Origin of the sequence: Blastococcus sp. TF02A-35, from assembly GCF_004571075.1 — a bacterium.
Taxonomy (GTDB): Bacteria; Actinomycetota; Actinomycetes; order Mycobacteriales; family Geodermatophilaceae; genus Blastococcus.
In genome coordinates, this window is record NZ_SPQP01000044.1 from 1 (window position 1) to 22776 (window position 22776).

Genomic DNA, 22776 nt, shown 5'->3' on the forward strand with positions numbered 1-22776 from the left:
AACTCCAGCCGCGAACGAGCCGACGTGCTCCCCGGCTGGCTGCACACTTACAACCACCACCGCAGCCACACCGCACTCGACGGCCAATCACCGATCAGCCGCGTCAACGACCTACCTGGTCACTACACCTAGGGCGTCGGCGTGGCCGTCGTCGTCGGGGTCGTGGTCGGCGCGGTGCTGGGCGCCGGCTCGTCCGGAGGCGTCGGGACGGCCACCACGAGCGTGATGAGGTCGTCGGCGCCCACGTCGCGGCCCGCGGCCGGGTCGGACTCCACGACGGTGTCCGCCGGGACGTCGTCCCGCTCGGCGCTCTGCACCTCGATCTGCCCGGTGCCGAAGCCCAGCTCCTGGAGCGTGGCGCGGGCCTGCTGCAGGGTCTGGTTCACCACGTCGGGCATCTCGATGGTGCCGGTGGAGATGTTCAGCGTGATGGCCTGGTTCCGGCCGGCCTGGGTGTTCTGGGCGGGGTTCACCGAGACGACCCGGCCCTCGTCGACCTCGACCGAGTCGAACGGCCGGGTGGAGACGTTGGTGAAGCCGGCCTGCTCCAGGTTGGCCCGCGCCTGCTCCTCGGTCAGCCCCTCGACCGCCGGGATCAGGATCGTGTCCGGCCCGGAGCTGACGACGAGGTCGACCTCGGACCCCTCGTCGACGCGGGCGCCGGTGGCCGGGAGGCTCTCGACGACGCTGCCCTCGGGCACCGTCGGGCTGGCCTCCGGGGTCACCTCGTCGACGACGAGGCCGGCCGCCTCGATCTGGCTGCGCGCGTCGGCCTCGGAGAGGCCGGCCACCGGCGGCACCTCGACCTGCGCGACCGGGTCCTTGTCGTCGTTCCCGCCGCCCATGCTGACCGCCAGGGCGATCGCGCCGCCGAGGAGCAGCAGCGCGACGACCGAGACGATCGCGATGACCCGGCGCTTGCGGCGCCGCGCCTGGTCCTCCTCGTCGTCCCAGTGGTCGTCGCCGTACCTGCCGTAGCCGCCGACCGGGGCGCCGATGATGGCGGTCTTCTCGTCCTCGCCCATCACGGGGGTGGCCTCGACCCGCTGGCCCGCGAGGGCCCGGAGCAGGTCGTTGCGCATGTCGGCGGCCGACTGGTACCGGTTCGCCGGGTTCTTGCTCATGGCCTTGAGCAGGATGGAGTCGAGCTCCGGCGGCACGTCCGGGTTGATCGACGAGGGGAGCCGCGGGTCCTCACGCACGTGCTGGTAGGCCACCGAGACCGGGGAGTCGCCGGTGAAGGGCGGCGCACCGGTCACGAGCTCGTAGAGCAGGCAGCCCATCGAGTAGACGTCGGAGCGGGCGTCGACGCCCTCGCCGCGGGCCTGCTCGGGGGAGAGGTACTGGGCGGTCCCTATCACCGCGGCGGTGGAGGTCATCGTGGCCGCCGAGTCCGACACCGCGCGGGCGATGCCGAAGTCCATCACCTTCACCGTGCCCTGCGGCGTGATCATCACGTTCCCGGGCTTCACGTCCCGGTGCACGATGCCGTTGCGGTGGCTGAAGTCCAGGGCGCCGCAGATGTCGGCGGCCAGGCTCATGGCCCGCTCGACCGGCAGCGGGCCCTCGCGGCGCAGGACGTCGCGCAGGGTCTCGCCCTCGACGTACTCCATGACGATGTAGGGCGTCGCGCCCAGCGGCGTGCGGTCCTCGCCGGTGTCGTACACGGCGACGATGGCCGGGTGGTTCAGCGAGGCCGAGGCCTGCGCCTCCCGGCGGAAGCGCACCTGGAAGGACGGGTCCCGGGCGAGGTCGCTGCGCAGCACCTTGACCGCGACCTCCCGGCCCAGGCGCAGGTCGCGTCCGTGGTGGACCTCGGCCATGCCGCCGCGGCCCAGGACCCCGCCGATCTCGTAGCGATCGCCGAGCACCTGCGGCGTGGTCATCGACGATCCTCTCGGGCGGTTCTGCGCGCGCTCCGCGACGGGCGCGCCAGGACGGAGGCGGCCACGGGCTGGGGGCCGTCGGCGAGCCTAGCCGCCGGGCGTCCAGGATCCGGGGAAGCGAACTCCTGTGATCTCACCGGCTGTCACCCGCTGAACTCGGTGAGTCGCCCGGCGGGCCAGCGGCTGCCGGCTCGGTCGGCTCCCCGACGTCGCCGGGCGGCTGCTCCGGCGTGGTCGGGGCGGGCGTGCCACCGGCCGTCGTGGTCGCGGTGGTGGTCGTCGCGGTGGTCGTGCTGGGAGCCGTCGTCGGCGGCGGCGTGGTGGTGGTCGGCGCGGGGGCCGGCGTCGTCGTCCGGGGGGCCTGGGTGGGCTCCTCGTCCTCCTCGGCCTCGGGGTCCCACGCCTCCTCGGTGACGAAGAGCGTGACCTCCTCGCCGGGCGCCGCCGCGCGGTCCGCGGGGTCGATCGCCGCGACGTCGCCGGCGTCGAGCGGCTGGTCGACGTCCTCGAGGATGCTGCTGCCCGCGGCCTCCTGGACCGGGACCAGCCCGGCTTCCCGGAGGATGCGCTCGGCGGACGCGGCGTCGCGGCCGACGAACTGCTCGGGGTCGAGGAACATGCCGGTGGGCCCGGCGCTCGTGGTCGGTGCGGTGGGGGTCGGGTCGGCGTTCGACCGGCCGTCCTCGCGGTCTCCGGACAGGAGCACCCAGGTGACGGCGCCGACCAGGAGCAGCAGGACCAGCGCGGCGACCGGCCACAGCCAGCGCCGACGCCGGGCCGGCGGCTCCTCCTCCGGCAGCCAGTCGTCGTCCTCGTCGGCGGGCCGCGCGTGCAGCGGGGGCAGCGGACGGCCGCCGGTGGCGGGCGAGACGGCGGGCATCCCGGCGGCCGGCGTGGCGAAGACCTGGGTGCGCCCGTCGGCGGCGACGTCGACGACCTGCGTCGGCGCGGTGGCCGGCGCGACCACCGAGGTGGCCACGGCGGAGGCAGCCGGCGCGACGGTCCCGCCCGCGGCGACCCGCCGGACGGCCTCGGCGAAGGCGGCGCCGTCGGGGAACCGGTCGGCGGCGTCCTTGGCCAGCGCCCGGTCGATCAGCAGGCGGACCGCCGGCGGGATGTCGCCGGGCAGCGGGGGCGGGGGCCGGTTGATGTGCGCCAGCGCGATCGCGACCTGCGAGGCGCCGTCGAACGGCCGCACGCCCGCCAGGCACTCGTAGCCGACGACGCCCAGCGAGTAGACGTCGGAGGCGGAGGTGACCTCCATGCCCTGCGCCTGCTCGGGGGAGAGGTACTGGGCGGTGCCCACGACCATGCCGGTGCGGGTCAGCGGGGCGGCGTCGCGGGCCTGGGCGATGCCGAAGTCGGTGAGCTTCACGACGCCGTCCGGGCGGACGATCAGGTTGCCCGGCTTGATGTCACGGTGCACGACCCCGGCGCGGTGCGCGGCGGAGAGGCCGTCGGCGGACTGGCCGAGCACGTGCAGCGTCCAGTCGACCGGCAGCCGGCCCTCCTCGTGGAGGATCGTCACCAGCGGCTGGCCCTCGACGAACTCCATGACGAGGAACGCCAGCGTCTGCTGGCCGCTGTCGTCGGTGGTCTCGCCGTAGTCGTAGACCGAGGCGATGTTGGGGTGCGACAGCGCCGCGGTGTGGCGGGCCTCGTTGCGGAAGCGGGCGAGGAAGCTCGGGTCGTTGGTGTACTCGGTCTTGAGCACCTTGGCCGCGACGATGCGGTCCAGCACCTGGTCGCGCGCCTTCCACACCTCGCCCATGCCGCCGGTCGCGATGGGCGCGGTGATCTCGTAGCGCCCGGCCAGCAGGCTCCCGATGCCCAGTGCCATCAGCCGCCCTGCCCCTCGAAGTACGCCTGCATCACCTGGCGGGCGATCGGTGCGGAGGTGTCGCCACCGGTACCCCCACCGTTGGCCACGAACACGGCCACGGCGATCTTCGGGTCGTCCGCGGGGGCGAACCCCATGAACCAGTTGTGGTCGGGCAGGTCCTCGCGCACCTGGGCGGTGCCGGTCTTGCCGGCGACCTCCATGCCCTGGATGCGGGCCGCGCGGCCGGAGCCGCGGGCGACGACGCTGGTCATCATCTCGGTGAGCTGGTCGGCGACCTGCGCGGAGATCGGCTCGCGGAGCTCCTCCGGGTCGGTCTCGTCGATGACCGAGAGGTCCGGCGCGAGCAGCTGGTCGACCAGGTAGGGCTTCATCTGCACGCCGTCGTTGGCGACGGTGGCGGCCACCATGGCCGCCTGCAGGACGGTCATGCGGACGTCCCGCTGGCCGATGGAGGTCTGGCCCAGCGCCGCGTCGCTCTCGATCTCGCCGACGTGGCTGCCCGCGACCGGCAGCGGGATCTCCATCCGCTCGTCGTCCAGGCCGAACGCCTCGGCCTTCTCCCGGATCTTGTCCTCGCCGAGGTCGATGCCGAGCTGGGCGAAGGCGGTGTTGCAGGAGATCGTCAGGGCGTCGATCAGCGGCTGCTCCTGGCTGGGGCTGCAGCTGGAGTTGTTGAAGTTCCGCAGCTGCTGGGTGGTCTGCGGCAGGGTCATGATGTCCGGGGCGGGCACGACGGTGTCGGGCGCGTAGCCCTCCTCCAGCGCGGCGGCCGAGACGATGACCTTGAACAGCGACCCCGGCGGGTAGTTGTCGGCGATCGCGCGGTTCACCCGCGGGTCGGGGCCGTCCCCGGCGGTGATCTGCTCCATGTAGGTGCGGATGCCCTCGGGGTCGTGGCTGGACAGCTGCGCCGGGTCGTAGGACGGCGTGCTCGCCATGCCGAGGATCGCGCCGGTCGTGGGGTCCAGGGCCACCACGGCTCCGGTCACGCCCTCCAGGCCGGCCATCGCCGCCTGCTGGACCGCGGGGTCCAGGGTCAGGACGACGTCGCCACCCGCGGGGTCGCGGCCGGTGAACAGGTCCGCGATGCGCCGGACGAACAGGCGGTCGTCCTCGCCGGAGAGCACGTCGTTCTCGGCGTCCTCGAGGGCGGTGTTGCCGTACACCAGCGAGTAGTACCCGGTGACCGGCGCGTACAACGGCCCCTCCGGATACGTCCTGAGGTACTCCAGCCGGTCCTCGGTCGGGACCGAGACGGCGATCTCGTTGCCGGCGACGACGATCGAGCCGCGCTCGCGGTCGTACTCCTCGGCCAGCACGCGGGTGTTGCGCTGGTCGTCGCGCAGCTCGTCGGAGCGCACCACCTGGATGATGTTCACGTTGACGATCAGGAGCGTGAACAGCACGAGCACGCTGATCGCCACCCGGCGCAGGGGCGCGTTCACGGCGTCACCACCTCCGTCGGGGCGTCGCCGAGCCGGACGGGGGCGGCCTGCGGGGTGACCGGCCGGCGGGCGGCGTCGCTGATGCGCACCAGCATCGCCACGAGCACGAAGTTGGCCACCAGCGAGGACCCGCCGTAGGCGAGGAACGGCGTGGTCAGGCCGGTCAGGGGGAGCAGCCCGGTGACCCCGCCCAGCACCACGAAGACCTGCCAGGCGATGGCGAAGGCCAGGCCCGCGGCGAGCAGCTTGCCGAAGGCGTCGCGGACGACCAGCGAGGTCCGCAGCCCGCGCTCGACGAGCACGAGGTAGACGATGATCACCGCGACGAGGCCGAAGAGGCCCAGCTCCTCGCCGACCGCCGAGGCGATGAAGTCGCTCTTGGCCACCGGGACCTGGTCGGGGCGGCCGCCGCCCAGCCCGGCGCCGAAGAGGCCACCGGTGCCGAGGCCGAACAGGGACTGCATGACCTGGTAGCCGGCACCGTCGTAGTAGTCCGACGGCGAGAGCCAGGTGTCCACGCGGGCCTGGACGTGCGCGAAGATCTGGTAGGCGATGAGCGCCCCGCCGGCGAACAGCCCGAGGCCGATGAACAGCCAGCTGGCGCGCTCGGTGGCGACGTAGAGCATCACCACGAAGATGCCGAAGAGCAGCAGCGAGCTGCCCAGGTCGCGCTCGAAGACCAGCACCAGGATCGACAGCACCCAGGCCAGGAGCACCGGGCCGAGGTCGCGTCCGCGCGGCAGCTCGAGCCCGGCGACCTTGCGGCTGGCCAGGGCCAGGACGTCGCGCTTGTCCTCGAGGTAGGCGGCGAAGAAGACGATCAGGCAGAGCTTGGCGAACTCGCCGGGCTGGATGGAGAAGCCCGCGACCCGGATCCAGATCTTGGCCCCGTTGACCTCGGACATGGACGCCGGCAGGACGGCCGGCAGGGCCAGCAGCACGATGCCGACCAGCGCCAGGGTGTAGGCGAACCGGGCGAGGGACCGGTGGTCGCGCACGGCCACCAGGAAGCCGACGAACAGCGCGACGCCCAGGGTGGCCCAGATGAGCTGCACCGGGGCGTCCTCGCGGGTCACGGTGCTGCCGACCTGCTCGGCGGCGAGGTCGAGCCGGTGGATGACGGTCAGCCCGAGGCCGACGAGGAGCGCCACCGCGGGCAGCAGCAGCGGGTCGGCGTAGGACGCCCACTTGCGGACCACGAGGTGCGCGACCACCCACAGGGCGGTGATCCAGACGCTGAAGCCGGCCATCTCCGGCCGCAGGGACCCGGTGACGGTGAGGTCGACCATGATCTGCGCGACGACGGTGATGACGACGGCGAAGGCCAGCAGCGCCGCCTCGGTGCCGCGCCGGGTGGGGGTCGCCCCGGCGGCCGTGCCGCGGGGGTCGGTGAGCGGCCCGGGCATCAGCCTGCCTCCCGGCAGTTCACCCCCGGCTCGGACGACGTGGTCGTCCGGGCCGACGACGACGGGGTCGTCGTCTCCGCGGGGGCCGGGGTCGTGGTGAGGGCCGGGTCGCCGGGGACCGGCTCCTGCGGAGCGGTGGGCGAGGGCTCCTGCGGCAGGGCAGGCGTGGCCGTGGCGCCGGCCGTACCCGGGGCGGAGGTGCGGCACAGCGGCAGCCGCTGGTCGTGCAGCGCCTCGAGGATGCGGTCGGCGTGGCCGGAGTCGTCGGCGGTGATGCCGTCCCGCACGCGGTTGCGCGCGGCCGGCGTCAGGTCGGAGACGGCGAGGTCGGTGCCCCGGTCGAGCCGGTAGAGGTCCAGGCCGAGCACGGAGACGTCGAGACCGCGGAAGACCGCGACCTCCTCGGTCTCCCCGCTGCCCTCGACGCCCACGAACCAGTGGTTGAGGGCCCACACGTACGTACCGATCGCCCCCGCCACCAGAACGGTGAGGAGGGCCCCCGCCACCAGGAGGACGCGTAGCGGGCGGCGGCGGGCGGAGGGGCCGCCGCCCGTCGGCAGCGTGGGTGCCGGTGGGGGCGAGGGAGCGGGGTCGGCGAGCGCGGCGCGGCCGGCGGCCGAGCGGCTGTCGACCTGCCGCTGGCCGATGTTGTCGCCGGCGGCGCCGTCGACGACCGGGTCGAGCCGGCCGCCCCCGCCGGTGTCCTCGATGACGTCGGCGACGATCACGGTGATGTTGTCCGGGCCACCGCTGCGCAGCGCGAGCTCGATGAGCCGGTCGGCGGTGGCCTGCGGGTCGGGGTCCTGCAGCGCCTCGGCCAGGGTCTCCTCGCTGACCACGCCGGAGAGCCCGTCGGAGCAGAGCAGGTAGCGGTCTCCGGCCCGCGCCTCGCGCATGGAGAGGTCCGGCTCGACCTCCTGGCCGTTCAGCGCCCGCAGCAGCAGCGACCGCTGGGGGTGGTGGTTGGCCTCCTCGGCGGTGATCCGGCCGTCGTCGATCAGCGTCTGCACGAAGGTGTCGTCGTGCGTGATCTGCGTGAACTGGCCGTCGCGGAGCAGGTAGGCGCGCGAGTCGCCGACGTGGCAGAGCGCGAGCCGGCCACCGGCGAAGAGGATCGCGGTGAGCGTGGTGCCCATGCCCTCCAGCTGCGGGGACTCGCGGATCACCTCGCGCAGGTGCTCGCTGCCCTCGAAGACGGCGGAGCGCAGGGCCTGCAGCATGTCGCCCGACGGCGCGTCGTCGTCGAGGTGCTCGAGCGCGGCGATCACGACCTTGCTCGCGACGTCACCGGCGGCGTGGCCGCCCATGCCGTCGGCCACGGCCAGCAGCCGGGGCCCGGCGTACACCGAGTCCTGGTTGTTGCCGCGGATGAGGCCGCGGTCGGAACGCGCGGCATAGCGGAGAACCAGCGTCACGAACGCAGCTCCAGTGCGGTCTGGCCGATACGGATCGGCTGGCCGGGGGCGACCAGCAGCGGACCCTGCACGCGCTGCTGGTCGAGGTAGGTGCCATTGGTGGAACCGAGGTCCTCGACGTACCACTGTCCACCACGGTTGGTGAGCCGCGCGTGCCGGGAGCTGGCGAAGTCGTCGGTGAGGACCAGGGTGGAGTCGTCGGCGCGGCCGATGAGGATCGGCTGGTCACCCAGCGTGATCTTGGTCCCGGAGAGCGGGCCGGCCGTGACGACGAGGGACCGCGGGCCGCGGTGGCCGCGCTTCTTCGGCGACGCCGCGCGCGGCGGCACCGAGGAGACGCGCCCGGTGCGGCCGCCGAACAGGTCGGCGCGCACCACGCGGAACGCGGCGAAGATGAACAGCCAGAGCAGGAGCAGGAACCCGAAGCGGAAGATCTGCAGCACCAGTTCGCTCACCGGGCCACCGTCCCGGCCGGGGCGCGACCGGCGGAGGCGGGGCGGAGGTCCTGGCCTGCCGGGTGCCGCCGCGAGCGTGGAGGTCGGCTCACGCGCCGTCCTGCCGGTAGACCAGGACCGAGTGGCCGATGCGGATGACGTCGCCGTCGCTGAGCGCGTGGCGGGTGATGCGGCGCCCGTTGACGAGCGTGCCGTTGGTGGAGCCGAGGTCCTCGACCGTGGCGACGCCGCCCTCGAGGACGACGTCGACGTGCTTGCGGCTCACCCCGGTGTCGGGCAGGCGGATGTCGGCCTCGGTGCCGCGGCCGATGACGTTGCGCCCGGTCGTCAGCTCGTGGCGGGTGCCGGGGCCGTCCACGACGAGCGCGTGGGTCGTGGTGCTCCGCGAGCCGGCGCGGCCGACCATCGACGGCCCCTGCTTGCCGGTGTCGGTGGCGCCGCGTCCCCGCAGCGGGGGGAGGGCGGGCAGCGGCGGGAGGGGCGGCACCCCGGGCGGGCCGGCGACGGGCGCGGAGGCCATCGGGGCGACGCCGGGCCGGGGCGCGGGCCGCGCGGGGTCGGCGACGTGCGAGCTGACCTCGAAGACGCCGGTGGTCAGCTCGTCGTCCTGCTCGAGGTGCACGGTGACCTTGTCGAAGACCTGGTAGCCCTCGTCGTCGATGTGCTCGGTGACCATGTCGGCGAGCTCGCCGGCGAGCTGGTCGGACCACTGCCCGAGGTGCTCGAAGTCGGTCTCGCCCAGCCGGACGACGTAGACGTTCGGGGCCAGCACGCGGCCCTCGCCGAGGACGGAGCGCTGCTCGTCGGCCTCGCGCTGGAGCGCCTTGGCGATCTCGGCGGGGTGCACCTTGCCCTTGAAGATCCGGGCGAACGCCAGTCCCACCATGCCTTCGAGCCGGCGCTCGAAGCGCTGCAGCACACCCACAGTCGCTCCTTTGCGCTCGGTCGAGGTTCCCGCTGTGCCACCCGTGATCGTAGCCGGGTGGGACGCGGCTGACTCCCCGGCGAGCCGCGACTCCCCGCACGTCCTCCCGGGACAGGGCAACGACGGACCCCCCGCTCGGGGTACGGCTTGCGGCTGCTACTGTCTTCCCTCGCCAGGGCAAGTGGCGGAATGGCAGACGCGCACGGTTCAGGTCCGTGTGTCCGAAAGGACGTGGGGGTTCAACTCCCCCCTTGCCCACCGGGTCGAAGGGCTCCCTCCGGGGAGCCCTTCGTCGTTCCCGGGGCCGGGTGGCTCAGCGGCCGTGCAGCGCTCGTGCGGGACCGTCGTCGGTCCCGTCGTCGTCCCCGAAGAACATCTGGGCGACCAGGACCGCGCCCCACGGCCCGATGACCCACGCCGGCCAGAAGTACAGGAGCTCCCAGTTGGCGAGCGCGGTGACGGCCCAGATGGCGGTCACGATGAGCGCGGTGCTCGCCCAGGACCGCCAGGCCGCGGCGTCCGCGCCGTGCCATCGGGCCGGCGACGGCGCGGGCGCGGGGGCCGGTACCGCCGGGAGGCCGGCGGGCGGCAGGTCGTCGGTCAGCACCGCGAGCTCGCCGTAGGTCCTGGCCGCGTACGCGCGTTCCAGCCGCTCCTCGTACTCGGCCACGGTGAGCCGGCCCGCGGCCATGTGCTCGCCGAGGGCGGTCGCCACGGCGGTGCGGTCGGCGTCGGCGGCGCGCAGGTGCGGTTCCGGCATGGGGCTCTCCTGGTGCGGTAGGAGGTCCAGTCTCGTGCGCGGAGCGGGCCGGGTCCATCCCCCGGCGGGTTCCACGTGGAACCCCGCCTCAGCCGGCCGGCGGCACGGCCTCCGCGGTGAGGTGCCGACCGATCACCATGCGCTGGATCTGGTTGGTCCCCTCGAAGATCTGCATGACCTTGGCCTCGCGCATGTAGCGCTCCGCCGGGTGGTCCCGGGTGTAGCCGGCGCCCCCGAGCACCTGGACGGCGTCGGTGGTGACCTTCATCGCGGCGTCGGTGGCGACCAGCTTGGCGATGCTGGCCTGTCGGGAGAACGGCTTGCCGGCGTCCTTGCGCCGGGCGGCCACCAGGTACGTGGCCCGTGCGGACTCGACCGCGGCGGCCATGTCGGCCAGCAGGAACGAGACCCCCTGGTGCTCGGCGATCGGCCGGCCGAAGGCCTCCCGCTCCACGGCGTACCGGACGGCGACGTCGAGCGCCGACTGCGCGAGCCCGACGGCGACGGCGCTGACCCCCAGCCGGCCGGAGTCGAGCGCGCCGAGGGCGATCGCCATGCCCCTGCCCGGCTCGCCGACCAGCCGGCCTTCCGGGATCGCGACGTCGTCGAACCGGATCGCCGAGGTCGTGGAGCCGGTCAGGCCCATCTTCTCCTCGGGCCTCGCGGCGCTGAAGCCGGCCAGGTCCGGGGTGACGTGGAAGCAGGAGATGCCCCTCGGCCCGTCGTCGGGGGTGCGCAGGAACGTCGAGTAGAAGTCGGCGTGCCCGCCGTGGGTGACCCACGCCTTCTCGCCACGGGCGACCCACCCGTCGTCGGTCCGCGTGGCCGAGGCCCGCATGGCGGCGACGTCGGAGCCGGCATGGGCCTCGGAGAGCGAGTAGGCCCCGAGCAGGGTGCCCCCGACCATCTCCGGCAGCAGGTCGCGCCGCTGCGCCTCGGTGCCGTAGGTGGCGATGGGGGAGCAGGCCAGCGTGTGCACGCTCACCCCGAGCGCCACGCTGGCCCACCGGGCGGCGAGCTCCTCGACCACCTGCAGGTAGACCGCGTAGGGCTGGCCGCCGCCACCGACCTCCTCGGCGAATGGCAGGCCGAGCAGCCCGGCCTCGCCGAGGGTCCGGAAGACCTCCCGCGGAAAGCGCTCCTCGCGCTCGGAGGCCGCCGCCTTCGGCGCGAGCTCGGCATCGGCGATCTCGCGCGTGAGGGCCAGCAGGTCGGCGGCCTCGGGGGTGGGCAGTTCGCGGTCGACCGGCACGGTGCTCCTTCGCGGTGGGTTCCCGCCGGACCGTACCCGCGGCCGGGGCCAGGCCCCCTGTGAGGATCGGTCCGTGATCATCGAGCCCGCCGCCTGGGACGACGCCGACGTCCGCCGCCTGACCGACGACCAGCAGGAGGAGGTCCGGGCCCGGTACGGCGGCAAGGAGGAGCCGGGTGCCCACCCCTCGGCCGCGGACATCTCCGTCGTCCTGGTCGCGCGTGACGACGACGGCACGCCGCTGGGCTGCGGGGCGCTGCGCGACCTCGGCGGCGGGGTGGCGGAGGTCAAGCGGATGTACGTCGTCCCGGCCGCGCGGGGGCGAGGGATCTCCAAGGCGGTCCTCGCGGCGCTGGAGGCGACGGCGCGGGACCGGGGGTGGACGACGCTGCGGCTGGAGACCGGCCCCCTGCAGCCGGAGGCGCTGGGCCTCTACGAGGGCGCGGGGTACCGGCCGGTCCCGGCGTTCGGCGCCTACGTCGGGGACCCCGACGCGGAGGGGTCCCTCTTCTTCGAGCGCGACCTGGGGACCCGCCGGACGGGTTCGGGTACGGCCTGAACCCGGTTCCGCGGGCGGTGTGTGAGGGTGTGCCGACGCCACCGACCGCGGTGGACCCGCCCGGTCCCGCCGCAGCCCGAGAAGGGACCACCCATGCGCATCCGGAAGCTCGCGCTCGTCGCGGCCGCGACCGCCCTCCCGTTCAGCCTGACCGCCTGCGGCGGGGCCGGTGTGGAGGACTTCTGCGAGCAGTACGAGGCGATCGACCAGATCGAGGACGAGGACGTCGACCAGGCCAAGGACGCCTTCGACGAGCTCGCCGACAACGTCCCCGACGACGCCGGCGACGACGTCAAGGAGGCGGCCACGTTCATGGCCGACAACTTCCCCGAGGACGGCGACTTCGAGCAGGCCGTCGAGAGCGGTGACTTCGACCAGGAGACCGCCGAGAAGTTCGCCACCTCCGCCGAGACCGTCCAGGGCTACGGCGAGGAGAACTGCGGGAGCTGAGCCCCGGCCGCGGCCCCCGCGCGCGGGGGCCGCGGTGCCCGTCCGGCGTCCGTGAACCGGATCCGCCGCTCCGGACATGGAGGGGTGTGACGACTTCACCGCTCGCGGCCGGATCATTCCGCTCCGTGACCCCGACGGCGCTGCACCGGTCCGCCGGTCCACCGCCGGAGCCGCCCCGCATGCGTGCGCTCCCGGGCGCCGCCCCGACCGACGCGGAGCTGATGGCCCGCTCGCTGGCCGACCCCGAGGCCTTCGCGCCGCTGTTCGACCGCCACGCGGCGACGGTGCACCGCTACCTCGGCCGGCGCGTCGGGGAGCTGGCCGACGACCTGGTCAGCGAGACCTTCCTGGTCGCCTTCCGCCGCCGCGCGGCCTACCGGCCCGACCACGTCGAGGTCCGGCCCTGGCTCCTGGGGATCGCCACCAACCTCGTGCACGGCCACGTGCGCACCGAGCAGCGCCGGTACCGCGCGCTCGCCCGGGAGGCGGCCCGCCCGGTGGGCCAGGCCGCCGACCCCGGCGACTCCGCCGACCGGCTGGACGCCGAGGCGCTCCGCGGCCCGCTCGCGGCCGCGCTGGCGAAGCTGAAGGCGCACGACCGCGACGCGCTCCTGCTGCTGGCCTGGGGCCAGCTCGGCTACGAGGAGATCGCCGCCGTCCTGGACGTGCCCGTGGGCACCGTCCGCTCCCGCCTGCACCGCGCCCGCCGCCAGACCCGCGCCGCGCTCGGCGGCGTCCTCCCGACCGACGCCTCCGAGGAGGACGACCGATGAACGACCTGACGCTGCTCCGCGAGGCCGGCCCCGAGGCCCCGCCGTTCACCCCCGCCGCACGGTCGGCCGCCCGCGCCGCGCTGCTCGACGAGATCGCCGGTCCCGCTCCCCGGCGGTCCCGGCGCCCGGGCCGGAGGGTGGTCCTCCGCCTCGGTGCCGCCGTGGTGGCGGCGGCCGCCGCCTGGACCGGCGCGGTGCTGGTCGCCGCGCCCGACGGGCCGGGAGCGCCTGCCGACAGCGTCACCCTGGTGGACTTCGCCATGCCGACGTTCCCGCTCACGCCGGACCCCGTTCCCGACGGGCTGCGGCCGGCTTTCGACGGCGACGGGACCGGCGCCTCGATCGCCGCCTACGACGACGCCACCGGCGCCCACGGCTTCACCCTCTACGTCTCCGAGGACGAGCCCGAGGGCATCGGCGACGAGGGGGCGCCGGGCTTCGACCTGGAGGCCTCCACCGAGGTCTCCGTCGACGGCCGGGAGGCCGACCTGGTCCGGTACTCCCGCGAGTGGTGCACCGGCGACCAGGCCACCGGCTGCGGCCACCGCTCGTTCACCCGGCTGCAGTGGGAGCGGGCCGACGACCAGTGGGTGGTCGTGCTGGCGCACGGCCGCTACCGGGCACCGGAGCGGGTGCTCGCCATCGCCGAGTCCCTGGTCGACCGTCCGCAGCCGGCGGTCCTCGACATCGGTCTGGCGCCGGCCGGCTGGTCGGTGCAGGCCTTCAAGATGGGCCGGGTCCTCAGCCTGGTGAACGACTCCTACGAGCAGCAGACGCTCACCGTGCACCTGCCGCTCCCCGAGGACGTCGTCCCGCCGGACCAGCTGCTGGACCAGCTGATGGGACCGGTGGGACCGGTCGTGCCGGTCACCGTGCACGGGCGCCCGGCGCAGCTGGTGCTCTGCGACGCCGGGTACCTGGGCCAGCGGATCTGGTACCTGCAGGCCCAGTTCGAGGACGGGACCACCTTCACCCTCCAGGTGCCGGACGCGTTCACCCAGGAGCAGGTCGTGCAGTTCGCCGAGCAGGTGACGCACAACCCCTGACCCTCCGAGATCTGCGCACTCGCCCCTGTCGGCGCCCCGATGGGGGCGGGTGTGCAGATCTCGCCGGGGGAACGGGGCCGCGGTGTGGTGAGCTGACCGCATGCCTGACACCTGGCCCCCGGCCGAGCCCGCCGAGGTCGAGCTCTCCGCCGGCGACGCGCGCCTCGTCGTCGACCTCCGCGGCGGTGCCCTCCGCCGGCTGGCCGTCGGCGCCTGGGAGGTGCTCGACGGCTACCCCGCCGGCCGGATGCTCCCCGGCTGGCGCGGCGCGGTCCTGCTGCCCTGGCCCAACCGGATCAGGGACGGCCGCTGGCGGTGGGAGGGCGAGGAGCTCCAGCTCGAGGTCCAGTCCCCCGAGGAGCCGCACGCGATCCACGGCCTGCTGTCCTGGCAGCCCTGGAGCGTGCTGCAGCGGTCGGACCGGTCCGTCACGGTCGGGACGACGGTCGAGCCCCACCCCGGCTACCCGTTCCGGCTCGCCGCGGCCGTCGACCACGTCCTCGACGCCGACCGGCTGACCTGGACGCTCAGGGTGCGCAACGCCGGGAACCGGCCGGCGCCGTTCGGTGCCGGCGTCCACCCCTACCTCTCCGTCGGGGCCACCGAGGACGGCGGCATCGGCGACGCCGGGCTGGCGCTGCCGGCGCGCACCGAGCTGGTCCTCGACGGCGGCATGCCGACGGGGGAGCGGCGCCCCTTCGACGGGGCGGTCGGCCGGGTCGGCGACCGCGCGCTCGACACCCCGCTGACCGACCTGGAGCGTGACGCGGAGGGCTGGGCGAAGGTGCGCCTGACGGGGGCGGCCGGCGAGCTGGTCCTCGCGGCCGACGCCGCCTGGCCGTGGCTGCAGGTCTACAGCGGCGACACCCTGCCCACGGGCCAGTGGCGGCGCAGCCTGGCCGTCGAGCCGATGACCTGCCCGCCGAACGCGCTGGCCGACGGCACCGACCTCCTGGTCCTGGAGCCGGGCGCCGAGTGGGCCGGCACCTGGACGCTGGCCTGGAGCCCGGCGGCCTGAGTGGGGGAGCCGTGGATGCGGGTGCTGGAGCTGTGGCGCTACCCGGTGAAGTCGCTGCAGGGCGAGCGGCTGGCCGAGGCCGACGTCGGTGTGCTCGGCCTGGCGGGTGACCGGCGCTGGGCGCTCTTCGACCGGGACACCGGGATGGGCCTCACCGCGCGGCGGGTGCCCGAGCTGCTCTTCGGCTCCGCGCGGGTGCGTCCCGACGGCGGGGTGGAGGTCGTGCTCCCCGACGGCACGGTGACCACCGACGCCGACGCCCTGTCCGACTGGCTGGGCCGCCGGGTGGAGCTGAGGGCCGCACCCGACGACGGCGCCGCCCCACCGACCTACGAGACCGCGGTGGACGAGGACGCCCCCGACCCGGCCGAGTGGCGGCAGTGGGAGGGCGCGTCCGGCCCCTTCCACGACAGCCCCCGGATCCGGGTGTCCCTGGTCTCGACCGGCACCCTCGGCGCCTGGGACCGCCGCCGGTTCCGGGCGAACGTGGTGCTCGACGGCGAGGGCGAGGACCGGCTGCAGGGCCGGGAGGCGGTGCTCGGTGGCGTCCGGCTGCGGTTCGGCGTCCCCATCCCCCGCTGCGTCATGACCACCCGGCCCCAGCCCGGCGGGATCGGCCGCGACACCTCGGTGCTGAAGACCATCCACCGCGAGCGGGGCGGGCTGCTGGCCGTCCGGGGCGCCGTCGTGGAGCCGGGGACGGTCCGGGTCGGCGACGTGCTGGGCCCGACGGCAGACTGAGCGCGTGCACACCGTCGACCTGCGTCCCGGCGAGGACTCCATCCGGCTCGGCCAGCTCCTCAAGCTGGTCGACGCCGTCCCGACCGGCGCCCAGGTGAAGGACGTGCTGGCCTCCGGCGCGGTCACGGTGAACGGCGAGCCGGAGGAGCGCCGCGGCCGCCAGCTCCGCTCCGGCGACGTGGTCGCGATCGAGGGCCACGAGGACGTCCGCATCGGCTGAGCCCGGCGACGGGCATCGGTTCCACGTGGAACCGGGGAGGAGCACCGTGAGCGCACCCCTGGCGTCCCGCCTCCGGGGCTTCGGGACGACGGTCTTCGCCGAGATGAGCGCGCTGGCCGTGGCCACCGGCTCGGTCAACCTCGGCCAGGGCTTCCCCGACTACCCCGGCCCGCCCGAGGTGCTCGACGTCGCCCGCGCGGCCATCGGCACCGGCGCCGACCAGTACCCGCCCGGGCCCGGCGTCCCGGAGCTGCGGGCCGCCGTCGCCGAGCACCGGCAGCGGTTCTCCGGTGCCGCCTACGACCCGGACACCGAGGTGCTCGTGACCGCCGGCGCCACCGAGGCGCTCGCGGCCACCATGCTCGGCCTGCTCGAGCCCGGCGACGAGGTGGTCCTGTTCGAGCCGGTCTACGACAGCTACAGCGCCTCGGTCGCCATGGCCGGGGGCGTGGTGCGCGCCGTCGCCCTGCGGCCCCCACCCGGCGGCGAGGGTCCGTGGACCTTCGACGAGGCCGAGCTGCGCGCCGCCGTCGGCCCGCGCACCCGGCTGCTGCTGGTCAACACCCCGCACAACCCCACGGGCAAGGTCTTCACGCCCGAGGAGCTCGGGGTGCTGGCGTCGCTCGCCGAGCGGCACGACCTCACCGTGCTCACCGACGAGGTCTACGAGCACCTGGTCTTCGACGGCGCCCGGCACCTCTCGCCCGCCACGCTGCCCGGCATGCGGGAGCGGACCCTCGTCGTCTCCAGCGCGGGCAAGACGTTCAACGTGACCGGCTGGAAGGTCGGCTGGGTCTGCGGTCCGGCGCACCTCGTGGCGGCGGTCCGCACGGCGAAGCAGTTCCTCACCTACGTCAACGGCGGCCCCTTCCAGCCCGCCGTCGCCGCGGGCCTGCGGCTGCCCGACGAGTACTTCACCGGCGTCGCACGGGACCTGCAGCACCGGCGGGACGTGCTCGTCGCCGGCCTGCGCGAGGCCGGCCTGCCGGTGGTGGCCCCGGAGGCCACCTACTTCGCCACCGTCGACGTCCGTCCGGTGCGCCCCGACGGGGACGGGCTGGCCTTCTGCCGGGAGCTGCCCCAGCGGGCCGGTGTGGTGGCCATCCCCACCGTGGTCTTCTACACCCCGGAGCACGCCGAGCTGGGGCGGCACCTGGTCCGGTTCGCGTTCTGCAAGAGCGACGACGTCCTCGCCGGGGCGGTCGCACGGTTGAGGAGGTCGGCGTGAGGGTCGCGGCGGTGCAGCACGACATCGTCTGGGAGGACCGCGAGGCGAACTTCGCCCGCCTCGCCCCCCAGGTGGCCCGGGCGGCGGGCGCGGGAGCGGAGCTGGTGCTGCTGACCGAGACCTTCTCCACCGGCTTCTCGATGACCCCCGGCATCGGCGAGCCCGAGGACGGGCCGTCGGCGGCGTTCCTGGCCGCCCAGGCCGCGGAGCACGGCGTCTGGGTGGGCGGCAGCTGCCCGGAGATCGCCCCGGGCGAGCAGCTCCCCTACAACTCCTTCGTGCTCGCCGGGCCCGACGGCAGCACGCACCGCTACCGGAAGCTGCACCCGTTCAGCCACGGCGGCGAGCACGAGCGCTTCCGGGCCGGTGACGGCCCCGTGTCGGTGACGGTCGGCGGCCTCCGCGTCACCCCGTTCATCTGCTACGACCTGCGCTTCGCCGACGTGTTCTGGCGGGCCGCCACCGGGACCGACCTGTACGTCGTGGTGGCCAACTGGCCGGCCGCCCGCCGGCAGCACTGGCAGGCGCTGCTGCAGGCCCGGGCCATCGAGAACCAGGCCTACGTGGTCGGCTGCAACCGCGTCGGCACGGCCGGGGACGGCACCGAGCACGCCGGCGACAGCCGCATCATCAGCCCGATGGGCGAGCTGCTGGCGACCGCGGCCGGCGTGGAGACGGTGGTCCTGGCCGACGTCGACGCCGCGGAGGTGGCCGCCACCCGCGACCGGTTCCGCTTCCTGGCCGACCGCCGGGGCTGACCCGCCCTCAGGCGGTGGGGCGCGGCGCCAGGCCCTCCTGGTCGACGACGACCTGCTCGCGGCGCACCTGGCCGCTGACGGTCTCCTGCCCCTGCACGAGCTCGGTGCGCAGCCGCACCCGCTCGACCGGCACGACCTCGACGTCGACCACCGGCCGCTCGGCGTGCAGCACGATCTCCTCGGGGAGCCCGCCCGTGCCGGCAGCCGGCGAGCCCGCCGGGACCCCGCCCGGCTCGCCCAGGGGCACCTCCTCGATCCGGATCTCCTCGCGGCGGACCGGCACGGTCACCTGCACCTCCTCGGTGACCACGTACTTGACCACCCGCACCCGGCGCTCCGGGACCCGCTCGGTGCGGACGCGGAGCCGCTCCTCGCTGCGGGTCATGGCGCCGTCGGTCGCCGGCGCGGTGGTGTCCGGCGCTGTGGTGTCCGGGGCGGTGGTGTCCGGCGCGGTGGTGTCCGGCTCGAGGGCGGCGTGCCGGGCCGTCGGCTCCGCGGGGGCCGGCACGGGCGGGGTGGCCGGGACGCTCACGGTGTCGGTGCTGCCGACGGGAGCGGTGCGGTCCGGACCGGTGGCCTCCAGGCCGGTGCGGTCCAGCCCGTAGTGCCGGCGGAGCTCGGCCTCCTCACCGGGGTCGAGGTGGTCACCGCTCATCGCGGGCGCCTTCTTGACGGCGTCGGCGCTCACCGGGAGCTGCAGCCGGCCGTCGGCGAAGGTGGCCTCCTGGGCGGGGACCACGGAGTGCCGGGTTCCGAACAGCCCGGTGGTCACCGCCACCCACGTCGGCTCACCGGTCCGGTCGTCGACGAAGAAGTGCTCGACCGTGCCCAGCTTGTCGCCGCCCTTGCCGTAGGCGGTGGTGCCGATCGCCGCGGTCACTTCGCGCTGGCTCAACATGGCCGCTCCTCTCCACGCGGCGCGCTCGGTCGCACACCACTGGACACGGGGGCTTCCCCGAGCGCGCGACCGGTGAACATCCCGGCCTCAGCCGGGCAGCACCACGTCCACGACGACGGACCGGTGGTCGCTGCCCGGCACCGGCACGACGGAGCACGCCGCCACCTCCAGCCGTGGGTCCACGAGCACGTGGTCGAGCACCAGCCGGGGGAGGGGGAGCCGCAGCGGGCGCCAGGTCCACGTCGTCCCGAGCCCGGTCGCGCGGGCCGCGTCCACCCAGCCGCGGCGCAGCACCGACCGCAGCGCCGCGTGGTCCGGTGTGGCGTTGAAGTCCCCGGCGAGCACGCGGAGCACGTCGGGGGCCGGGGACGGCAGCGCCGCCAGGTCCCGGGCCCAGGCGCGCACGGCCCCGGGCGAGGTCGCCGGGGGCGCTGTGTGCACCGAGACGACCTCGACCTCCGCGCCGTCGCCGATGCGGACCCGGGCGCACGGCTGCTCGAACGTCCCCGCCACGTTCCCGGGACGGTGCAGCGGCCATCGGCTCCACAGCGCTCCGGAGCCGGAGACGACCGAGCCGGGCCGGGAGGGGACGACGTGCGAGTGCGGGAGCTCCCGGTCCAGGCCCGCCTCGCGCAGCCGCCGTTCCGCGCCGGGCGTCAGCTCCTGGACGGCGAGGACGTCGACGCCGTCCCTCCGGACGAGCCCCATGACCGACGCCGCCGGGACCCGGCCCTTGCGCAGGCTCACCGTGGCGACCCGCAGCACCGTGCCGCCGCCGGGTGAGGGACCGGGGGTGCCGCGGGCCCGTCGCACCGCCCCGGCCAGCGCCACCCCGGAGACCGCGGCGAGCACCGCTCCCGCCCGGGAGCATGCGGCGACCGCCGCGGACAGCGGGAGGACCGAGGCCGCCGCGGCCTGGGGGGTGAAGGCCAGCGCCGGCACCAGCGGGAAACCGCGCTCCGAGCCGGTCAGCCGGACCGCGGCCCACACCGCCCAGGGGAGGCTCGCGGCCGTGGCCCACCGCCTCCGGCCGCGCTGCGGGGACATGCCCCGCAACGTAGCCAGCGCCGCGGGGCCGGGCCACCGGCGGCCCCGCCAGGCCCTACCGTCGGGGGATGGCCACCGAGCAGCTCGAGGTCGAGCGGAAGTTCGACGTCGACCCGGAGTTCGACGTCCCCGACCTCACCGGCCTGCCCGGCGTCGCCGCGGTCCCGCCGCCGGAGGCGCACCAGCTGGTGGCGGTCTACCACGACACCCCGGACCTGCGGCTGGCCCGGGCGCGGGTGACCCTGCGCTGACGGACCGGTGGCCCGGACGCCGGCTGGCACCTGAAGCTGCCGGCCGGCGCCGCCCGCCGCGAGCTGCACGTGCCGCTGGGCGAGGGCGGGGAGGCCCCTCCGGCGGAGCTGCGCCGGGCGGTGGCCGAGCTGCTGGGCGACGCCGGGCTCGGCCCGGTCGTGCTGCTGCACACCCGCCGGCTGCTCACGGCGCTGCGTGCCGAGGACGGCCGGCAGCTGGCCGAGGTCGCCGACGACACGGTGCGCGCCGAGACCCGGCCCGCCACACCCGGCGGGGAGCCGGAGGTCCGCACGTGGCGGGAGGTCGAGGTCGAGCTGGGCGCGGGGGATGAGGCCCTGCTGGCGGCCGTGGGCGACCGGCTGGTCGCGGCCGGCGCACGTCCGTCGCCGCGGGCCTCGAAGCTGGCCACCGCCCTGGGGTCCCGGCTCTCCGGCTGACCCGGCGGGACCCTCCCGCCGTGCCGCGTCGTCGTGCCGGCGCGCGGACGGGCACCATGGAGGGGTCCGTCGTGATCCCGAGGCCCGGAGGCCGTCCTGTCCGTCGTCGGCCTGCTGGGTTTCGGCACCGTGGTCCTGCTCGCCGTGGGGCTGCTGCACGGCTACCTCTGGTTCCGCCTCGTGCGCAGCACGACCGACCGCGGCCGGTGGCGCCGTCGGCTGACGTGGCTCACGGTGCTGCTGGCCGTGCTGCCGGTGCTGGCAGTGGTGCTGCGCGGGCAGCTCCCGCTCGACGCCGCCGCCCCGCTGAGCTGGGTGGGCTTCAGTTGGCTGGGCATCGCGCTCTACGCGTTCCTGTCCCTGCTGGCCCTGGAGCCCGTGCGCGCCGTCGGCAACGCCCTCATCCGGCGGCGCGGCCGGGCCCGGACCGCCGTCCCGGCGCCGGTCGCCGCCGGTGCCCCCGTGCCGTCCCCCGAGGAGGACGCCGCCCCGGCGCCCGCGGACGAGGACCTGCCCGACCGCTCGCGCCGGCTGTTCCTCGCGCGCGGCCTGGCCGTGACCGCGGGCGTGGTGGCCCTGGGCACCGCCGGCACTGGCGCCTACTTCGCCGGCAGCGCCCCCGTGGTCCGGCGCGTCCCGGTCACCCTGCCGCGGCTGAGCCCCGCGCTGGACGGCCTGCGCATCGTCACGTTCTCCGACGCCCATCTCTCCGCGACCTACGGCGGGCGCCGGTTCGAGCGGCTGGTGGAGATCGTCAACGCGCAGCGCCCCGACGTCGTCGCCATCGTCGGCGACCTGGTCGACGACACCGTGGAGGAGCTGCGGGAGGACGTGGCCCCGCTCGGCGACCTGGTCAGCGAGCAGGGCGTCTTCTTCGTCACCGGGAACCACGAGTACTTCACCGACACCCGCGCCTGGCTGCGCCACCTGCCCACGCTGGGCGTGGAGGTGCTGCGCAACGAGCGGGTCCCCATCGTGCGCGGCGGGGCGTCCTTCGACCTCGCCGGCATCGACGACCGGGTGGCCGCGGCCTCCGGTGTCCCCGGGCACGGCGCGGACCTCGATGCCGCGCTGGACGGCCGCGACGACGCGACACCGGTCGTGCTGCTGGCCCACCAGCCGTTCATGGTCGACCAGGCGGCCAGGGCTGGGGTCGACCTGCAGCTGTCGGGGCACACGCACGGCGGCCAGCTCTGGCCCTTCGACTACGCCGTGCGGCTGGACCAGCCGGCCGTGGAGGGCCTCTCGCGGCACGGCGACACCCAGCTGTACGTGACCGCCGGCGCGGGCGCCTGGGGGCCGCCCATGCGGATCGGCGCGCGCCCGGAGGTCACCGTGGTGGAGCTGCGCTCCCCGGGTCGCTGAGGGTGGACCACGCGTCCTCCAGCGCGTCGAACGCCTCCTCGACGCAGGCCACGATCGGGCGCTCGCCCCGGCAGTCGGCCCAGGCGAGCAGCCCGGCGGTGTAGGCCGACAGGTACGCCCCGGCCACCACGGTGTCCGTGGGCCCGATCGGCCGGCCGGTGGTCGCCGACAGGTGCTCCAGGACCATGGCCGCGGTGGCGCGCTCGAACTCCGCGGCACGGTGCCGCAGCGCGGGTGTCGAGGCGATCACCTGCCAGCGCGCGGTGAAGTCCTCCTCGTCCTCGCCCAGCCCGCCGCCCACCGTCGCCAGGGCCGCTCTGCGGATCCGCTGGCCCAGCGGCAGCTCCGCCGGCTGCGCGGCGAGGACCGCCGCGGTCTGCGCAGGGGTCGCCATCCGCATGACGACGTGCTCCTTGCTCGGGTAGTGCGCGTAGAACGTCGGCACCGAGACGCCCGCCTCGGCCGCGATCTGGGAGACCCCGACCGCGTCGAAGCCGTGCTCCTGGAAGAGCCGGAGCGCCGCCGCGAAGATCCGCCGATGGGTGCTCTCCCACCGGGCGCTTCGGCCGGACGACGCGTCGATCACGGGCCGAGTCT

24 protein-coding genes, 1 tRNA gene and 1 pseudogene are annotated in these 22776 nt (G+C 75.2%); 14 read left to right on the forward strand and 12 right to left on the reverse strand.

The window, feature by feature from the left end; translation table 11 throughout:
- Nucleotides 1-132, forward strand: a pseudogene (locus E4P43_RS16840) (IS481 family transposase); the annotation flags it as partial.
- On the opposite strand, the gene pknB reads toward E4P43_RS16840, so the two are convergent.
- From pknB to E4P43_RS16875, 7 genes are all read right to left on the reverse strand, one after another.
- A complete protein-coding gene (gene pknB, locus E4P43_RS16845; RefSeq protein ID WP_135146602.1) occupies nucleotides 129-1886 on the reverse strand; it encodes a Stk1 family PASTA domain-containing Ser/Thr kinase in 1758 nt (585 codons plus the stop codon). The pseudogene E4P43_RS16840 and the gene pknB overlap by 4 nt on opposite strands.
- 133 nt (nucleotides 1887-2019) lie before the next feature.
- Nucleotides 2020-3726 (reverse strand): protein kinase, encoded by a 1707-nt coding sequence (locus tag E4P43_RS16850; protein WP_135146603.1) that lies wholly within the window; start codon nucleotides 3724-3726, stop codon nucleotides 2020-2022.
- Nucleotides 3726-5174 (reverse strand): penicillin-binding transpeptidase domain-containing protein, encoded by a 1449-nt coding sequence (locus E4P43_RS16855; protein ID WP_135146604.1) that lies wholly within the window; start codon nucleotides 5172-5174, stop codon nucleotides 3726-3728. Before E4P43_RS16855 ends, E4P43_RS16850 begins: the two co-directional genes overlap by 1 nt.
- A complete protein-coding gene (locus E4P43_RS16860; protein ID WP_135146605.1) occupies nucleotides 5171-6580 on the reverse strand; it encodes an FtsW/RodA/SpoVE family cell cycle protein in 1410 nt (469 codons plus the stop codon). The genes E4P43_RS16855 and E4P43_RS16860 overlap by 4 nt, the downstream gene beginning before the upstream one ends.
- Nucleotides 6580-7995, reverse strand: coding sequence for a PP2C family serine/threonine-protein phosphatase (locus E4P43_RS16865; protein ID WP_135146606.1), 1416 nt, complete (start codon nucleotides 7993-7995; stop codon nucleotides 6580-6582). Before E4P43_RS16865 ends, E4P43_RS16860 begins: the two co-directional genes overlap by 1 nt.
- Nucleotides 7992-8450 carry an FHA domain-containing protein gene (locus E4P43_RS16870; protein ID WP_135146607.1) on the reverse strand — a complete coding sequence of 153 codons (459 nt, stop codon included), beginning with the start codon at nucleotides 8448-8450 and terminating at the stop codon, nucleotides 7992-7994. Before E4P43_RS16870 ends, E4P43_RS16865 begins: the two co-directional genes overlap by 4 nt.
- Before the next feature lie 88 nt (nucleotides 8451-8538).
- Complete coding sequence (locus E4P43_RS16875) at nucleotides 8539-9375, reverse strand: DUF3662 and FHA domain-containing protein (RefSeq protein ID WP_135146608.1); 837 nt, start codon at nucleotides 9373-9375, stop codon at nucleotides 8539-8541.
- 175 nt (nucleotides 9376-9550) lie between these two features.
- Here E4P43_RS16875 and E4P43_RS16880 point away from each other — a divergent pair.
- Nucleotides 9551-9633 (forward strand) — tRNA-Leu (locus E4P43_RS16880).
- 55 nt (nucleotides 9634-9688) lie between these two features.
- On the opposite strand, the gene E4P43_RS16885 is transcribed toward E4P43_RS16880, so the two are convergent.
- Both E4P43_RS16885 and E4P43_RS16890 read right to left on the reverse strand, forming a co-directional pair.
- Entirely contained in the window at nucleotides 9689-10135 is a 447-nt protein-coding gene (locus E4P43_RS16885) for a DUF1707 domain-containing protein (protein ID WP_135146609.1), read from the reverse strand.
- A gap of 88 nt (nucleotides 10136-10223) precedes the next feature.
- A complete protein-coding gene (locus E4P43_RS16890; protein ID WP_135146610.1) occupies nucleotides 10224-11387 on the reverse strand; it encodes an acyl-CoA dehydrogenase family protein in 1164 nt (387 codons plus the stop codon).
- Between the two features lie 73 nt (nucleotides 11388-11460).
- Between E4P43_RS16890 and E4P43_RS16895 the strand changes: the two genes are divergently transcribed.
- The 9 genes from E4P43_RS16895 (at nucleotide 11461) to E4P43_RS16935 (ending at nucleotide 18180) form a co-directional block, all read left to right on the forward strand.
- A complete protein-coding gene (locus E4P43_RS16895) occupies nucleotides 11461-11946 on the forward strand; it encodes a GNAT family N-acetyltransferase (protein ID WP_135146611.1) in 486 nt (161 codons plus the stop codon).
- Nucleotides 11947-12039: 93 nt separating this feature from the next.
- Nucleotides 12040-12396, forward strand: coding sequence for a hypothetical protein (locus E4P43_RS16900; RefSeq protein ID WP_135146612.1), 357 nt, complete (start codon nucleotides 12040-12042; stop codon nucleotides 12394-12396).
- Nucleotides 12397-12575: 179 nt separating this feature from the next.
- A complete protein-coding gene (locus E4P43_RS16905; RefSeq protein WP_135146613.1) occupies nucleotides 12576-13169 on the forward strand; it encodes an RNA polymerase sigma factor in 594 nt (197 codons plus the stop codon).
- Nucleotides 13166-14215, forward strand: a complete 1050-nt coding sequence (locus E4P43_RS16910) for a hypothetical protein (RefSeq protein WP_135146614.1) — start codon at nucleotides 13166-13168, stop codon at nucleotides 14213-14215. The genes E4P43_RS16905 and E4P43_RS16910 overlap by 4 nt, the downstream gene beginning before the upstream one ends.
- Before the next feature lie 100 nt (nucleotides 14216-14315).
- Nucleotides 14316-15233 carry an aldose 1-epimerase family protein gene (locus E4P43_RS16915; RefSeq protein WP_135146615.1) on the forward strand — a complete coding sequence of 306 codons (918 nt, stop codon included), beginning with the start codon at nucleotides 14316-14318 and terminating at the stop codon, nucleotides 15231-15233.
- A 15-nt stretch (nucleotides 15234-15248) separates the two neighbouring features.
- Nucleotides 15249-15974, forward strand: a complete 726-nt coding sequence (locus E4P43_RS16920; protein WP_135146616.1) for an MOSC N-terminal beta barrel domain-containing protein — start codon at nucleotides 15249-15251, stop codon at nucleotides 15972-15974.
- A 4-nt stretch (nucleotides 15975-15978) separates the two neighbouring features.
- Nucleotides 15979-16194: an RNA-binding S4 domain-containing protein gene (locus E4P43_RS16925; RefSeq protein WP_209313938.1), complete on the forward strand. Its 216-nt coding sequence runs from the start codon at nucleotides 15979-15981 to the stop codon at nucleotides 16192-16194.
- Nucleotides 16195-16240: 46 nt separating this feature from the next.
- Nucleotides 16241-17422 (forward strand): pyridoxal phosphate-dependent aminotransferase, encoded by a 1182-nt coding sequence (locus tag E4P43_RS16930; protein WP_135146617.1) that lies wholly within the window; start codon nucleotides 16241-16243, stop codon nucleotides 17420-17422.
- Nucleotides 17419-18180: a nitrilase-related carbon-nitrogen hydrolase gene (locus E4P43_RS16935; protein ID WP_135146618.1), complete on the forward strand. Its 762-nt coding sequence runs from the start codon at nucleotides 17419-17421 to the stop codon at nucleotides 18178-18180. Before E4P43_RS16930 ends, E4P43_RS16935 begins: the two co-directional genes overlap by 4 nt.
- Before the next feature lie 7 nt (nucleotides 18181-18187).
- Here the strand turns inward: E4P43_RS16935 and E4P43_RS16940 are convergent, their stop codons facing one another.
- Together E4P43_RS16940 and E4P43_RS16945 are read right to left on the reverse strand one after the other, a co-directional pair.
- Nucleotides 18188-19078 carry a DUF2382 domain-containing protein gene (locus E4P43_RS16940; RefSeq protein WP_135146619.1) on the reverse strand — a complete coding sequence of 297 codons (891 nt, stop codon included), beginning with the start codon at nucleotides 19076-19078 and terminating at the stop codon, nucleotides 18188-18190.
- Between the two features lie 87 nt (nucleotides 19079-19165).
- Nucleotides 19166-20125 carry an endonuclease/exonuclease/phosphatase family protein gene (locus E4P43_RS16945; protein WP_135146620.1) on the reverse strand — a complete coding sequence of 320 codons (960 nt, stop codon included), beginning with the start codon at nucleotides 20123-20125 and terminating at the stop codon, nucleotides 19166-19168.
- Between the two features lie 68 nt (nucleotides 20126-20193).
- On the opposite strand from E4P43_RS16945, the gene E4P43_RS16950 reads away from it, so the two are divergent.
- The 3 genes from E4P43_RS16950 (at nucleotide 20194) to E4P43_RS16960 (ending at nucleotide 22179) form a co-directional block, all read left to right on the forward strand.
- Entirely contained in the window at nucleotides 20194-20376 is a 183-nt protein-coding gene (locus tag E4P43_RS16950) for a hypothetical protein (RefSeq protein ID WP_135146621.1), read from the forward strand.
- A gap of 69 nt (nucleotides 20377-20445) precedes the next feature.
- Nucleotides 20446-20814: a hypothetical protein gene (locus E4P43_RS16955; RefSeq protein ID WP_135146622.1), complete on the forward strand. Its 369-nt coding sequence runs from the start codon at nucleotides 20446-20448 to the stop codon at nucleotides 20812-20814.
- A gap of 129 nt (nucleotides 20815-20943) precedes the next feature.
- Nucleotides 20944-22179 carry a metallophosphoesterase gene (locus tag E4P43_RS16960; protein ID WP_245159194.1) on the forward strand — a complete coding sequence of 412 codons (1236 nt, stop codon included), beginning with the start codon at nucleotides 20944-20946 and terminating at the stop codon, nucleotides 22177-22179.
- Here E4P43_RS16960 and E4P43_RS16965 read toward each other — a convergent pair.
- On the reverse strand, nucleotides 22145-22765 hold the full coding sequence (locus E4P43_RS16965) for a TetR/AcrR family transcriptional regulator (protein ID WP_167759221.1): 621 nt from the start codon (nucleotides 22763-22765) through the stop codon (nucleotides 22145-22147). The genes E4P43_RS16960 and E4P43_RS16965 overlap by 35 nt on opposite strands.
- Nucleotides 22766-22776: the final 11 nt, after the last annotated feature.

Bases quoted from the DNA above. Each gene is read 5' to 3' on its own strand.
- E4P43_RS16950 (WP_135146621.1), top strand. From the start codon at position 20,194: ATGGCCACCGAGCAGCTCGAGGTCGAGCGGAAGTTCGACGTCGACCCG.
- E4P43_RS16920 (WP_135146616.1), top strand. From the start codon at position 15,249: ATGCGGGTGCTGGAGCTGTGGCGCTACCCGGTGAAGTCGCTGCAGGGC.
- E4P43_RS16885 (WP_135146609.1), bottom strand. From the start codon at position 10,135: ATGCCGGAACCGCACCTGCGCGCCGCCGACGCCGACCGCACCGCCGTG.
- E4P43_RS16915 (WP_135146615.1), top strand. From the start codon at position 14,316: ATGCCTGACACCTGGCCCCCGGCCGAGCCCGCCGAGGTCGAGCTCTCC.
- E4P43_RS16900 (WP_135146612.1), top strand. From the start codon at position 12,040: ATGCGCATCCGGAAGCTCGCGCTCGTCGCGGCCGCGACCGCCCTCCCG.
- E4P43_RS16850 (WP_135146603.1), bottom strand. From the start codon at position 3,726: ATGGCACTGGGCATCGGGAGCCTGCTGGCCGGGCGCTACGAGATCACC.
- E4P43_RS16905 (WP_135146613.1), top strand. From the start codon at position 12,576: ATGCGTGCGCTCCCGGGCGCCGCCCCGACCGACGCGGAGCTGATGGCC.
- E4P43_RS16940 (WP_135146619.1), bottom strand. From the start codon at position 19,078: ATGTTGAGCCAGCGCGAAGTGACCGCGGCGATCGGCACCACCGCCTAC.
- pknB (WP_135146602.1), bottom strand. From the start codon at position 1,886: ATGACCACGCCGCAGGTGCTCGGCGATCGCTACGAGATCGGCGGGGTC.
- E4P43_RS16860 (WP_135146605.1), bottom strand. From the start codon at position 6,580: ATGCCCGGGCCGCTCACCGACCCCCGCGGCACGGCCGCCGGGGCGACC.
- E4P43_RS16945 (WP_135146620.1), bottom strand. From the start codon at position 20,125: ATGTCCCCGCAGCGCGGCCGGAGGCGGTGGGCCACGGCCGCGAGCCTC.
- E4P43_RS16910 (WP_135146614.1), top strand. From the start codon at position 13,166: ATGAACGACCTGACGCTGCTCCGCGAGGCCGGCCCCGAGGCCCCGCCG.